The sequence below is a fragment of the Burkholderia sp. MS455 genome (assembly GCF_016899445.1).
GTDB lineage: Bacteria > Pseudomonadota > Gammaproteobacteria > Burkholderiales > Burkholderiaceae > Burkholderia > Burkholderia pyrrocinia_C.
Genome location: NZ_CP041778.1, coordinates 3,073,696 through 3,085,632, shown reverse-complemented (window position 1 = coordinate 3,085,632; position 11,937 = coordinate 3,073,696). Strand labels below are relative to the sequence as shown.

General features: G+C 67.7%; 13 protein-coding genes. 3 read left to right on the top strand and 10 right to left on the bottom strand.

Annotated elements, in window-relative coordinates; genetic code table 11:
- Positions 1–162: 162 nt before the first annotated feature.
- The 3 genes from FPJ27_RS18155 to FPJ27_RS18145 all read right to left on the bottom strand — a co-directional run bounded on the left by FPJ27_RS18155 (position 163) and on the right by FPJ27_RS18145 (position 3,181).
- Positions 163–945, bottom strand: a complete 783-nt coding sequence (locus tag FPJ27_RS18155) for an ABC transporter substrate-binding protein (protein WP_204422033.1) — start codon at positions 943–945, stop codon at positions 163–165.
- A 226-nt stretch (positions 946–1,171) separates the two neighbouring features.
- Complete coding sequence (locus tag FPJ27_RS18150) at positions 1,172–2,092, bottom strand: LysR substrate-binding domain-containing protein (RefSeq protein ID WP_072440209.1); 921 nt, start codon at positions 2,090–2,092, stop codon at positions 1,172–1,174.
- 141 nt (positions 2,093–2,233) lie between these two features.
- The gene (locus FPJ27_RS18145) at positions 2,234–3,181 is read right to left on the bottom strand and encodes a helix-turn-helix domain-containing protein (RefSeq protein ID WP_204422032.1); all 948 of its coding nucleotides are present in this window, start codon (positions 3,179–3,181) and stop codon (positions 2,234–2,236) included.
- A 108-nt stretch (positions 3,182–3,289) separates the two neighbouring features.
- Between FPJ27_RS18145 and FPJ27_RS18140 the strand changes: the two genes are divergently transcribed.
- Both FPJ27_RS18140 and FPJ27_RS18135 read left to right on the top strand, forming a co-directional pair.
- A complete protein-coding gene (locus tag FPJ27_RS18140) occupies positions 3,290–3,598 on the top strand; it encodes a DUF3817 domain-containing protein (RefSeq protein WP_111019019.1) in 309 nt (102 codons plus the stop codon).
- On the top strand, positions 3,595–3,996 hold the full coding sequence (locus FPJ27_RS18135; protein ID WP_204422031.1) for a CopD family protein: 402 nt from the start codon (positions 3,595–3,597) through the stop codon (positions 3,994–3,996). The genes FPJ27_RS18140 and FPJ27_RS18135 overlap by 4 nt, the downstream gene beginning before the upstream one ends.
- Positions 3,997–4,005: 9 nt before the next feature.
- Here the strand turns inward: FPJ27_RS18135 and FPJ27_RS18130 are convergent, their stop codons facing one another.
- From FPJ27_RS18130 to FPJ27_RS18120, 3 genes are all read right to left on the bottom strand, one after another.
- A complete protein-coding gene (locus FPJ27_RS18130) occupies positions 4,006–4,599 on the bottom strand; it encodes a hypothetical protein (protein WP_204422030.1) in 594 nt (197 codons plus the stop codon).
- A 212-nt stretch (positions 4,600–4,811) separates the two neighbouring features.
- Positions 4,812–6,200 (bottom strand): NCS2 family permease, encoded by a 1,389-nt coding sequence (locus FPJ27_RS18125; RefSeq protein ID WP_204422029.1) that lies wholly within the window; start codon positions 6,198–6,200, stop codon positions 4,812–4,814.
- 435 nt (positions 6,201–6,635) lie between these two features.
- Positions 6,636–7,313, bottom strand: coding sequence for a TetR family transcriptional regulator (locus tag FPJ27_RS18120; protein WP_204422028.1), 678 nt, complete (start codon positions 7,311–7,313; stop codon positions 6,636–6,638).
- A 48-nt stretch (positions 7,314–7,361) separates the two neighbouring features.
- On the opposite strand from FPJ27_RS18120, the gene FPJ27_RS18115 reads away from it, so the two are divergent.
- The gene (locus FPJ27_RS18115) at positions 7,362–8,027 is read left to right on the top strand and encodes a class I SAM-dependent methyltransferase (RefSeq protein WP_204422027.1); all 666 of its coding nucleotides are present in this window, start codon (positions 7,362–7,364) and stop codon (positions 8,025–8,027) included.
- 140 nt (positions 8,028–8,167) lie between these two features.
- Here FPJ27_RS18115 and FPJ27_RS18110 read toward each other — a convergent pair whose 3' ends face one another.
- From FPJ27_RS18110 to dkgB, 4 genes are all read right to left on the bottom strand, one after another.
- Positions 8,168–8,686 carry a DUF3455 domain-containing protein gene (locus FPJ27_RS18110; RefSeq protein ID WP_204422026.1) on the bottom strand — a complete coding sequence of 173 codons (519 nt, stop codon included), beginning with the start codon at positions 8,684–8,686 and terminating at the stop codon, positions 8,168–8,170.
- Between the two features lie 171 nt (positions 8,687–8,857).
- Entirely contained in the window at positions 8,858–9,862 is a 1,005-nt protein-coding gene (locus tag FPJ27_RS18105) for an aldo/keto reductase (protein WP_204422025.1), read from the bottom strand.
- Positions 9,863–9,882: 20 nt separating this feature from the next.
- A complete protein-coding gene (locus FPJ27_RS18100; protein WP_072440226.1) occupies positions 9,883–10,998 on the bottom strand; it encodes an alkene reductase in 1,116 nt (371 codons plus the stop codon).
- A gap of 64 nt (positions 10,999–11,062) precedes the next feature.
- Complete coding sequence (dkgB, locus tag FPJ27_RS18095; protein WP_072440228.1) at positions 11,063–11,869, bottom strand: 2,5-didehydrogluconate reductase DkgB; 807 nt, start codon at positions 11,867–11,869, stop codon at positions 11,063–11,065.
- Between the last annotated feature and the right edge of the window lie 68 nt (positions 11,870–11,937).

Below are 11,937 nucleotides of genomic sequence, written 5' to 3'. Positions count from 1 at the left end.
GTGTGCGTGGAAGATCGATTGTACGTTGCCTGCGTCGCCGCCATCAAACCGGTGCCGGAGCACGCTGTTTTTCCTTGAGAATCATGAGGTTGGCGCGGAAAAAAAACGGGCTCCTCGCGGAGCCCGTCTGCTTCGAAGCGAATTGCTCGCTTGCTTGCCGTATTACTTGCCGTAGACGTCGAAATCGAAGTACTTCTTCGCGATCTTGTCGTACGTGCCGTCCTTGCGCATGCCGGCGATCGCGCCGTCGATCTTCGCCTTCAGGTCGGTGTCTTCCTTGCGCAGGCCGATGCCGGCGCCGTTGCCGAGCGTCTTCGGATCGTCGATATCCTTGCCGGCGAAATCGAAGCCCGCGCCGCGCGGCGTCTTCAGGAAGCCGATCTCGGCTTGCACCGCGTCCTGCAGCGCGCCGTCCAGACGGCCCGCGATCAGGTCGGCATAGACCTGGTCCTGGTTCTGGTAGGGGACGACCTTCACGCCCTTCGCCGCCCAGTAGGTCTTTGCGTAGGTTTCCTGGATCGTGCCCTGTTCGACGCCGATCGACTTGCCCTTCAGCGATTCGGCCGTCGGCAGCAGGCCGGCGCCCTTCTTCGCGACGAGGCGCGTCGGCGTATTGAACAGCTTCGACGAGAAGCCGATCTGTTCCTGACGCGCCGGCGTCATCGACATCGACGACAGCACGCCGTCGAACTTGCGCGCCTTCAGTGCCGGGATCATCCCGTCGAAGTCGTTTTCGATCCACACGCACTTCGCGTTCATGCGGCGGCAGATTTCGTTGCCGAGGTCGACGTCGAAGCCGACCACCTTGCCGTCGGGGCCTTTCGATTCGAAAGGCGGGTAGCTTGCGTCGACGCCGAACCGCACGGTCGTCCAGTCCTTCGCATACGCGCTGCCGGCCGATACGGCAAGCAGGGCAACGGTCACAGCCGCAAGAATCTTTTTCACTCGGTGACTCCTCGTTTTGTTCGATGGGTGCGCGGTTGTGCCGCGCCATAAGCCTTCGGTCCGGCACGGCTTCGCGCCGGACTGTCCGTTTCGCCCGCCCGATGCGGGCGCGCGACGTGCGGAGATTATCAAGACAAAATACCGGCAGGGCGCCTAGGACAAGCCCCGATACCGGGCCCGGCGGCGGCGCGCGGGGGCGCGCGACCGTTTCAGACACAGGAACGATTCAACCGAGCGTTTCGTTGACCGCCCGCTGCAGGCACGTGACGAATCGAGAAACGGCGGGCGTGGGCAGCATGTCGCGCCGCGCGATGATCGACAGGTCGAAGCGCGGCATGCTTTCGTCGAGTTCGGCCGTGCGGATGCCGAGCGGCGCGACCATCGCGGCGAGCGGGCGCGTGAAGCAGCCGATCACGTCCGAGCGCGCGACGAGCCCGAGCGTCACCGCGAACGACATCGGCGATCTCAGCAGGCGTTTCGGCAGCGGCAGCCCGCGCGCCTCGAACATCCCGACCATCACGCTGTGCGGAAACTGCTCGGCGCCGACGGTGACGATCCACTCGGCGTCGAGCAATTCCTCTAAACGGCGCGCATGCGCGAGCGGGTGGCCCTCGCGCATCACGACGGTGAATTCGGTCGACAGCAGCGGCGATTGCGTGAAATCGCGGTCGAGCGCGGGCACATGGTGCATCGCGGCGATGTCGAGCGTGCCGTTGCGCAATTGCGCGAGCGCGTCGGGCACCGTCACTTCCTCGAGATGCAGGCTGACGTTCGGCATCGACCGGCGGAACGCCGTCACCGCGTGCGGCAGCGCCGTCAGCGCGATCGACGGCATCGTGCCGACCGCGACGCGCCCCGACATCTCGCCTTTCACCTGTTCGACGGCCTCGACCGTGCGGCGGATGTCGCCGAGCAACTGCTCGGCACGCGGCAGCAGCGCATGGCCGCAGGCGGTCAGCTCGACGCCGCGCACGCTGCGCGCGAGCAGTTCCGCGTTGAGCGCCGTTTCGAGTTCGCGGATCGTGTGCGTGATCGCGGGCTGCGTGACGCCGAGTTCGCGTGCGGCGGCGCGCAGGCTCTTGAGATGCGCGGCGGAGACGAATGCCTGGAGCTGCGCGATGTTCAGGGGATTGCGGATGCGGGTCATCGGTCGGGTCCGGTTGGCGCGAAAGGGGCTTTGGCGGGCGAGGTGGCGGGGGCGGCGGCTTCCGGTCGCGATCCTGACGATTGTGCGCGTGGGTTCACGTCGTCGGGGCGACGCATCGGGTGCCGATGCGCAGCGCGAGCGTCATGCGCCAGACCGCGCGCGGAACGCGTGACGATACCGCTGCGGCGACGTGCCGACGATGCGCGCGAACCGCTCGCGAAACGCGGTCACCGAACCGAACCCGGCTTCCGTTGCCACATGTTCGATCGACAGCTCCGTGACTTCCAGCAACTGCTGCGCATGCCTGACGCGCGCGGTCTGCAGCCATTGCCGCGGCGACGTGCCCGTCTGCTCCTGAAAGCGCCGCGTCAGCGTGCGCACGCTCGTCGACGCCTTGCGGGCCATCGCGTCGAGCGTGAGCGGCTTGTGCAGGTTGGCCTGCAGCCAGTCCATCAGGCTTTGCAGCCCGTCGGTGCCGGCCGGCCATTCCGGCGCGATGAACTGCGCCTGCCCGCCTTCGCGGACGCGCGGCGCCACCGCGTAGCGTGCGGCGTCGACGGCGACCGCCGCGCCGTAGTCGGCCTGGATCATGTGCAGGCACAGATCGAGGCCGGCCGCTGCGCCGGCCGACGTCAGGATCTGGCCGTTGTCGATGAACAGCACGTTCGGGTCGACCGTCACGTTGGGGTAGCGGCGCGCGAGTTCGCCGGCCGCCAGCCAGTGCGTCGTCGCGCGCAGGCCGTCGAGCAGCCCGGCTTCCGCGAGCACGAACGCGCCGCTGCAGATCGACGCGATCCGGCAACCGCGCGCGGCCGCCGCGCACAGGGCCGCGATCGCGCGGCGCGACGTCGGCGCAAGCGGCACGGACGTGCCGGGGACGACGATCGTGTCGGCGTCGGCGAGCGCATCGAGACGAAACGCGGGCCGCAGTTCGAACAGGTCGCCGGCGACGCGCGCATGCTCGCTGCACACGCGCACGCGGTACGCATGCTCGACGCCGGGCGAACGCACGCGCGCGAACGTGTCGCATGCGACGCCCAGATCGAACGGGACGACATCGGGCAGAGCGAGGACGGCGACCGTATGCATGGCGTTCGAGGCCGTGGCCAGAATCCGTTTAAAGATGGCATTCTAGCCAATGGATCGGGCCCGTACCACACGCCATAATTGCGGCTGACCAACCCTGAGGGCCCATCGATGAAACAAGACGATCGCAATGCGTTGCGCAACCTGCAGTACCTGTCGCTACTGGAGGCGACCACGCTCGTCGTGCTGGTGTGCATCGCGGTGCCGCTCAAGCATCTGGCCGGTTATCCGGTCGCGGTATCGATCATGGGGCCGATTCACGGCATCGCTTTCGCGATGTACGTGTGGGCGGTCGTCGGCACCGCGTCGAGCGGGCTGTGGAGCAAGGGCGACGTCGCGCGGCTCGTGCTGTCGGCCGTCGTGCCGTTTGCTGGGCTGGCGAGCGCCGGATGGATCGCGCGCAGGCGGCACGCGCAATGATCTACCTGCTGCTCAAGGCCGCGCATGTCGTCGCCGTCGTCACGTTCGTCGGCGGGCTGCTGATGCTGTCCGTCGGCATCCGTATCGCGAACCTCGCCGTGCATCGCGCGGTGCGGCGCTGGGATCGTTCGGTGACGGTGCCCGCGCTCGCGCTCGTCTGGATCACGGGGATTGCGCTCGCGCTGAGCGGACACTGGTTCGGCGCCGCGTGGCTGTCGGTGAAGCTGGCGGTCGTCGTCGCGCTGTCGGCGCTGCACGGGATGCTGGCCGGCACGCTGCGCCGCATGGAACGCGACGATCTCGTCGTCGTGCCCGCGCAATGGCTCGGGCACGCAGCGGGCGCTGTCGTGGTCGCAGCGGGGATCGTCGTCGGGCTGGTCGTGATCAAGCCGTTTTGATGCGTTGGCTTACGCGAGCGCCGTTTCGACGGCCGCCAGCATGCGGCGCCGGATCCACCCGCTCCCCAGCCGGATCGCGAGCCAGTACGGCGTAAACAGCCGCCGCGTCCGTGCGATCGGGCAGTGGATGAAGGTTTCGGTACGCAGAATGTACGCACCCGATGCCAGCCCGACGACTTCGAACCGGAGCACCAGCTTCGCGTCGCGTGGGTCGTCGTGCCGGACGAAGGCCGTTGCATCGGCGATGGCGCGCACGTCGGTCGTCGGGCGCCAGAAGCGTCCGACGAGACCGAGCGACAGCGACGTGTCGTCCCGGTGAAGCAGCGTGAACGTGTGGAAACCGAAACGCGCGCGTTCGCTTCGGGCCGGCCCTTTGCGAAGCGTGTCGACGACGGCCGACGGGAATTCGCGCACCGTCATCAGTGCATCGATGACCGGATCGGCGCGCATGTCGAGCGCCGCGACCGCGTCGATGATGCGGGCCGGCGACGCATGGATCGGCTGCGATTCGTGCACTTCGTGGAAGCCGAACGACGGGATGAACGGCGGCTTGCGCGCCGAGGTCCGGGTGCTCGATTCGGAGACGATGCCGAGCGCGTTCATGGCGGCTCCTGAAGGCAAAGCTCGATCGTAGCACCGGGCGCGAATTCGCGCCGCGCCGCTTCGGCGATGCGCATCGCACCGCGCCGCATCGACAAAAAAAGCCCGGAAACTCGCGTTCCCAGGCGGGAGACCATCAACGATGATGGTGGAGGAGACGTTGTCGTCCTGATGCGCGCCGTCCTTCTGCCGGCGACGTCGCGCACGATCCGCGGTCAGATTGCCCAGCCGCCGAGATAGAACGTGACGAGCACGGCCGCGATCAGCATGGTGCCGACGTTGAGCTTGCGGAATTCGCCGCTCGCAATGCGGCCGATCACGAGCGTCGAGAAGCCGAGCATGATGCCCGTCACGATGTTCGCGGTCAGCACGATGAACACGGCGCACACGAGGCCCGACATCGCGTCGACCATGTCGTCCATGTGCAGCTTGCTCACGCTGCCGAGCATCAGCAGGCCGACGTACATCAGCGCGGGTGCCGTGGCGTACGACGGCACGAGGCCCGCGAGCGGCGAGAAGAACATCACGACGAGGAACAGCAGGCCGACCACGGCCGCCGCGAGGCCCGTCTTCGCGCCGGCGGCCACGCCGACGCTCGACTCGATGTAGGCCGCCGCCGGCGCGCCGCCGAGGAAGCCGGAGAAGATCGAACTGATCGAATCGGCGGTCAGCGCGCGGCCGCCGTTGATGATGCGGCCGTTCTCGTCGAGTTGGCCAGCCTGCCCGGCGACCGCGCGGATCGTGCCGGTCGCGTCGAACACGGCCGTCATCACCAGCGCCAGCACGCTCGGCAGCACGGCCATCGACAGCGCGCCCTTGATGTCCATCGCGCCGATCAGCGACGCATGGCCCGGTGCGCTCAGCGACGGCAGCGCGAAGATGCCGTGGTACTTCACGGCCGGGTCGAACACGAGGCCGAACACCGAGATCGCGATCACGATGAGCAGGATGCCGCCCGGCACGCGACGCTTTTCGAGGCCGAAGATCGCGGCGAGGCCGACGACCGACATGATGACCGGGAGCGCGGTGATCTGGCCGAGCGAGACCGGCAGGCCGGCGCCCGGGTTCTTGATCACCAGGCCGACGTCGTTCGACGCGATCAGCAGCAGGAACAGGCCGATGCCGATGCCGGTGCCGTGCGCGACGCCCGCGGGCAGGTTGCGCAGGATCCACGAGCGCACGCCGGTGACCGAGATGCCCGTGAACACGAGGCCCATCAGGAACACGGCGCCGAGCGCGACCGTCGGATGCAGCCCCTTGCCGAGCACGAGGCCGAACGCGGTGAACGCGGTCAGCGAGATCGCGCAGCCGATCGCGATCGGCAGCTTCGCCCACAGGCCCATCAGCAGCGAGCCGAACGCGGTGGTGAGGCAGACCGCGACGAACACGGCGCTCGTGTCGAAGCCGGCCTTGCCGAACATGCCGGGCACGACGAACACGGAATAGACCATCGCGAGGAACGTGGTCACGCCCGCAATGATTTCGCGGCGCTGCGTGCTGCCGCGCGACGAAATGCCGAAGTACCGGTCGATGACTCCCGTGGTGCCAAAGTCAGTTTCTTCCGCGCCGACGCCGACCGTCGGCTGCACCGGGGTATCACTCATGAGCTTGCTCCTTTATCAGCATGCTGAAACGGCCCGTGGCGAGCCGTCGTCAGGGTGTCTCGAATCTGGTTGGAATTGTCGGCAACGTCGTGGGGACGAATGACGCGTGATCCGTGTCGTCATGCGCGCATCGAAACGATCGCGAGCGTGTCGCGTCGTACCGCGCGTTGTGTTGTCGACCCCGTCACGTGTGCTTTGCCGTAGCGAAGGTTAGGCGAACCGCCCATCACGTCCCATTGGGGGAAGAGCATGCAGCGCATGTCGCAGCGCTTATATCGGCGTGAAACGGGGCTTCGTCGTGCCGGAACGCGTGTATACGCCTAGTTCGAATCCGTTAAGGCGACTATTTGAACGCGGGGTCGGCGGGCAGGGCGGCAGCGGGTGGTGCATCGGGTATTACGAAAGTCTTTCGTCGTGGCCGGTCCCGTCCACGCGTCAATTGTGCGCGAGACGCTCGAGGTACGCGCAAAACATGTCGCCCATGGCCGCCGAATACGCATCGATTTCCGCGGGCGTGCGCTCGCTTTCCGAAAACGCCTTGCCGGCCGTGGCGAGCGTGGTGGTGATCAGGTCGCATGCGAGCGCGCGCGTGGCGTCCGGCGCATCGGGCAGCGCCTCCCGCATGAACGCCTGGAAGATGCGGTTGCCGGCCGCTTTTGCTTCCCGCGCCTCGGGCGCGTCGCGATAGAGCGGCGCGGCGTCGTCGAGCGCGATGCGCATGCGCGCCTCGTCGCATTCCGAACGGATGAACGCGTGGACGGCCGTGCGCAGCCGCTCGGGCGGCGTTTGACGCGCATCCTCCAGCATGCCGCGCAGCATCTCGGATGTCTGCCGCCATTCGTCGTGCTGCAGCCGGAACAGCACGGCCGCCTTGTTCGGGAAGTACTGGTACAGCGAACCGACGCTCACGCCGGCCCGCTCGGCGACGCGCGCCATCGTGAAGCGCTGCGCGCCTTCGCTCGCCAAAACCTGAACAGCGGCCTGGAGGACGTCTTCGACGAGACGCGTCGAGCGGGCCTGCTGGGGCTGTTTGCGCGTGGCGATCCGGGTGTTTCGGCGGTCGGTCATGAGCGGTTTGCCAATGCGAATAGTAAAACCTGAATAGTTCGTCATATTCTAATCGGGTGCAACGACGCACTCAACCCGATACCGGAGATTCGCATGACCACCCTGATTCTCGACCCGCTTGCCTCGCTGCTGGAGCGCCTGTTCGACGAGGCCGACGCGTCGTCGCCCGCGACGAGCCCGGACTTTGCCGACCTGTCGCACGACGAGCACGCGCGGCTGATGCGCAGCAAGACCGACTACGCCGATTTTTATGCGCGCCTGAAGGATTACCCGCTCGCCGTATCGCGCGAGACGGGCACGCTGCTGTATATGCTCGCGCGCAGCCGTGGCGCGCGGGCGATCGTCGAATTCGGCACGTCGTTCGGCATTTCGACGCTGCATCTCGCGGCCGCGCTGCGCGACAACGGCGGCGGCCGGTTGATCACGAGCGAGTTCGAGCCGTCGAAGGTCGTGCGCGCGCGGGCGAACCTGACGGCCGCCGGGCTTGCCGATCTCGTGGAGATTCGCGAAGGCGATGCGCTGTGCACGCTGGCCGCCGACCTTCCGGATACGGTCGATCTGCTGCTGCTCGATGGCGCGAAGGCGCTGTATCCCGAGATACTCGCGCTGGTCGAACCGCGGCTCGGGGCGGGTGCGTTCGTCGTCGCCGACAACGCGGAATACAGCCCCGACTATCTCGCCTACGTGCGCGCGCCGGAAAACGGCTATCTGTCGGTGCCGTTCGGCGGCGATGTCGAGCTGTCGATGCGGATACGCTGACGCGCGCGCATCATTTCGTAGCCTGAACGACGACGATGAAGATGCCACGTATCCAATCCATAAATGCAGGATAACTGATCAAATGGACGGGCTGCGAGCAACCTGAAGGCGGCGTCCGCGCTTGGGGGCGCCGCCGCGCGTTACTTCAGGAACACGTATCGCGCGAAATACGGAAAGCGGCCGATCGCATGCTCGGTCGCGCACGTCGCGGCCGGCGGCGTGCCGCCCGCGGTATCGAGCCGTTGCACGAAGCGCACGTCGGCCAGCGTGCCGGTTGCGGCCGGCGTCGCGGCGAGCAGCAGTTGCGGAATGCTGTTCGGGCGTGCGCTCGGCGCTTCCGCGAGCTTCTTGCCGGTGATGCGGCTGCCGTCGAGCGCTTCCCACGACGGCCCCGCGCCGTGCCGGACGACGAGCGTGCCGCCGGCATCGAACAGCATCGCCTCCGGGCGCTGGAATGTCCACGCGAGCCGGTGTTCATTGTCGTATTCGCATGCGTAGATCTGCACGCCGGTCGCGGTCGTCGAGAGCACGGGCGTCGCTGGCTCGGGCGGCGCGAGACCGGCCGCATCGTCGGCATAAGCCGGCAACGTGAAAGCCGAGAAGGAAAGGCCGGCCGCGAGGGCCAGCAGCATGTCGCGTTTCGGGGAACGGCTTGGCATGGCGGGGCGTCCTTTCGGGTCGGGTGACGATCGTGCGGAGTCGATCCCGTAAACGCTAGACGCCGATTGCGCAGGCTGCAATTCGGAAATGGCAATCGCGGCGATAGTCGCCGCGATTGTGACGGAATGGCTGTGCGCGGCCGCCCGTCGCGGCGGTCGCGCGGAAGCGGCTCAGGCCGCGCCGGCCGGCGTCGGCGCGTGCTCGGCGATCAGGCGCTCGGCCTTCAGCGCGTCCCACAGTTCGGACGGAATCGGCGCCGCGGCCAGCCGCAGGTTCTCGTCGATGCGATCGGGCCGGCTCGCGCCGGGGATCACGGCGGCGACGGCCGGGTGCGCGAGCGAGAACTGCAGCGCCACCGCGCGAACGTCCACACCGAAGCGCTCGCCGATCTGCCGGATGCGCGCGACGCGATCGAGCATGTCCTGCGTCGCCGGCTGATACTCGAAGTGGGTGCCTCCGGCGAGCACGCCGGAATTGTACGGACCGCCGACGATGATGCCGAGCCCGCGCGCGACGCTTTCCGGCATCAGCCGTTCGAGTGCGCCCGCATGGTCGAGCAGCGTGTAGCGGCCGGCGAGCAGGAAGCCGTCGGGATCCGAGCGTTCGAGTGCGAGCTCGCACGGCTCGACGCGGTTCACGCCGAGGCCCCAGCCCTTGATGACCTTCTCGTCGCGCAGCCGCGTGAGCGCCCTGGCCGCGCCTGACATCGCGACGTCGAACACGTCGAGCCAGCGCTCGCCGTGGAAGTCGATGGCCGGATCGTGGATCCACACGGTGTCGAGCCGGTCGGTGCGCAGCCGCTCGAGGCTCGCTTCGATCGAGCGCAGCGTGCCGTCCTCGGTGTAGTCGTAGACGATCTTGTTCGGCAGGCCATGGCGAAACAGGCCGCCCTTCTCGCCGAGATCGCGCTGCGACGCGTCCTCGTGTTCGTCGAGGACCAGCCGGCCGACCTTCGTGCCGAGCGAATATTCGTCGCGCGGACGGCCTGCGAGCGCTTCACCGAGGCGCAGCTCGGCGAGGCCCGCGCCATACAGCGGCGCGGCGTCGAAGTAGCGGATACCGCTTTCCCAGGCCGCATCGACCGTGGCCAGTGCTTCTTCGTTCGGGATGTCGCGATACATGTTGCCCAGCGGCGCCGTGCCGAAACCCAGGCGGGAAGGGAGCGTGATTCTCATGTCGGATTCCTGTGGATCGTTCACGCGGCGGCTTGCGCGAGCGTCGGATAGTCCGTCAGGCCCTGTGCGCCGCCGCCGAACAGCGTGTTGCGGTCGTGCGGCGTGAGCGCGGCGCCGGTGCGCAGGCGCTCGGGCAGGTCCGGGTTCGCGACGAACGGGCGGCCGAAGGCGACGAGGTCGGCCCAGCCGGCGGCGATCGCTTCGCGCGCGCGCTCGGCGGTGTACGCGCCGGCGTAGATCAGCACGCCCGGGTACGCGGCGCGCAGTTGCCGCTTGAATTCGACCGGCATCAGCGGCGCGTCGTCCCAGTCGGCTTCCGCGATGTGCAGGTAGCCGACGCCGAGCTCGCCGAGCAGCTTCGCGGCGGCGAGGTAGGTCGTTTCCGGATCGTCGTCGACGCAGCCGTTCAGCGTGGTCAGCGGCGCGAGGCGGATGCCGACGCGCGACGCGTCGCCGGTGCCTTCGATCAGCGCCTGCGCGACTTCGCGCAGGAAGCGCAGCCGGTTTTCCAGCGAGCCGCCGTACGCGTCGGTGCGCGTGTTCGCATTCGAGTCGATGAACTGGTTCACGAGATAGCCGTTCGCGCCGTGCAGTTCGACGCCGTCGAAGCCGGCTTCGATCGCGTGGCGCGCGGCGGCGCGGTACTGGCCGACGATCTCGCGGATCTCGTCGATCGTCAGCGCGCGCGGCTCGGACGCCTGCACGAAGCCCGGCGTGCTGCCGTCTTCACCGGCGATGAACACGTTCACGCCCTTCGCCTGGATCGGCGACGACGACACGGGTTGCCGGCCGCCGAGCAGGCTCGTGTGGCTCAGCCGGCCGACGTGCCACAGCTGCGCGAACATGCGCCCGTGCGCGGCATGCACGGCGTCCGTCACCTTGCGCCAGCCGGCGACCTGCGACGGCGTGTGAATGCCGGGCGTCCACGCGTAGCCCTTGCCGAGCGGCGCGATATAGGTGCCTTCGCTGACGATCAGGCCCGCGCTCGCGCGCTGCGCGTAATACGCGGCCATCAGTTCGTTGGCTTCGTCGCCGGGCTGGCTCGCGCGCGAACGCGTCATCGGCGGCATCACGATGCGGTTCGGCAGCGTCAGCGTGCCGAGTCGCAGCGGTTGAAAAAGCGGATCCTGGGTCATGGTGAATTCCTGTCGGTGCCGCGGCCGGCCGGCCGCGGACGGGTCGATTGAGGGTGCGGCGCGCTTAGTCCCACTTCGGCGCGAGGCCGGCCGGGTCGACTTCGCGGCCGTTGCGGTCAAGCGCGGCGATCTGCGCCATGTCTTCGTCGGTCAGGCGCAGCGTCTGTGCGAGCAGGTTGCTCGCGAGGTTCTCGCGCTTCGTCGACGACGGAATCACCGAGTAGCCGAGCTGTAGCGCCCACGCGAGTGCGACCTGTGCGGGCGTCGCGTGATGACGTTGCGCGATCGCGCCGATCACCGGGTCGCCGAGCACCTTGCCGTACGCGAGCGTCATGTACGACGTCACGTGGATGCCTTCGCCGTTCAGGAATTCGACGAGCTTGCGGTTCTGCAGGTACGGGCTCAGTTCGATCTGGTTCGTCGCGATCGCATCCTTGCCGACGGCCGCGATCGCTTCCTTCGTCAGTGCGATGTTGAAGTTCGAGATGCCGATCTGGCGCGTGAGGCCCTTTGCCTTCGCATCGGCCAGCGCGGTCATGAACGTGTCGAGCGCGACGCCGTTGTCCGGGGCCGGCCAGTGGATCAGCGTCAGGTCGACATGGTCGGTGCGCAGCTTGCGCAGGCTTTCTTCGAGGCTCGGCACGAGCTTGTCCGGCGCGTAGTTGTCGACCCAGATCTTGGTGGTCAGGAACAGGTCTTCGCGGCGCACGCCCGATGCGGCGATCGCTTCGCCGACTTCGGCTTCGTTGGCGTAGATCTGCGCGGTGTCGATCGCGCGGTAGCCGACCTCGAGGCCGTTGCGGACCGAGTCGACGACGACCTGGCCTTGCAGGCGGAAGGTGCCGAGGCCGAATGCGGGAATCTTGCTCATCGTGTGCTCCTGGGAGAGGGGAACGGTTGCGGTATGCGAGTCATTCTGGCGTTTGAGACTGATGAGAT

What these genes read in the sequence shown, in the direction of transcription:
- FPJ27_RS18150 (WP_072440209.1), bottom strand. Translation starts at nt 2,092, where the DNA reads ATGACCCGCATCCGCAATCCCCTGAACATCGCGCAGCTCCAGGCATTC.
- FPJ27_RS18145 (WP_204422032.1), bottom strand. Translation starts at nt 3,181, where the DNA reads ATGCATACGGTCGCCGTCCTCGCTCTGCCCGATGTCGTCCCGTTCGAT.
- FPJ27_RS18140 (WP_111019019.1), top strand. Translation starts at nt 3,290, where the DNA reads ATGAAACAAGACGATCGCAATGCGTTGCGCAACCTGCAGTACCTGTCG.
- FPJ27_RS18135 (WP_204422031.1), top strand. Translation starts at nt 3,595, where the DNA reads ATGATCTACCTGCTGCTCAAGGCCGCGCATGTCGTCGCCGTCGTCACG.
- FPJ27_RS18130 (WP_204422030.1), bottom strand. Translation starts at nt 4,599, where the DNA reads ATGAACGCGCTCGGCATCGTCTCCGAATCGAGCACCCGGACCTCGGCG.
- FPJ27_RS18125 (WP_204422029.1), bottom strand. Translation starts at nt 6,200, where the DNA reads ATGAGTGATACCCCGGTGCAGCCGACGGTCGGCGTCGGCGCGGAAGAA.
- FPJ27_RS18120 (WP_204422028.1), bottom strand. Translation starts at nt 7,313, where the DNA reads ATGACGAACTATTCAGGTTTTACTATTCGCATTGGCAAACCGCTCATG.
- FPJ27_RS18115 (WP_204422027.1), top strand. Translation starts at nt 7,362, where the DNA reads ATGACCACCCTGATTCTCGACCCGCTTGCCTCGCTGCTGGAGCGCCTG.
- FPJ27_RS18110 (WP_204422026.1), bottom strand. Translation starts at nt 8,686, where the DNA reads ATGCCAAGCCGTTCCCCGAAACGCGACATGCTGCTGGCCCTCGCGGCC.
- FPJ27_RS18105 (WP_204422025.1), bottom strand. Translation starts at nt 9,862, where the DNA reads ATGAGAATCACGCTCCCTTCCCGCCTGGGTTTCGGCACGGCGCCGCTG.
- FPJ27_RS18100 (WP_072440226.1), bottom strand. Translation starts at nt 10,998, where the DNA reads ATGACCCAGGATCCGCTTTTTCAACCGCTGCGACTCGGCACGCTGACG.
- dkgB (WP_072440228.1), bottom strand. Translation starts at nt 11,869, where the DNA reads ATGAGCAAGATTCCCGCATTCGGCCTCGGCACCTTCCGCCTGCAAGGC.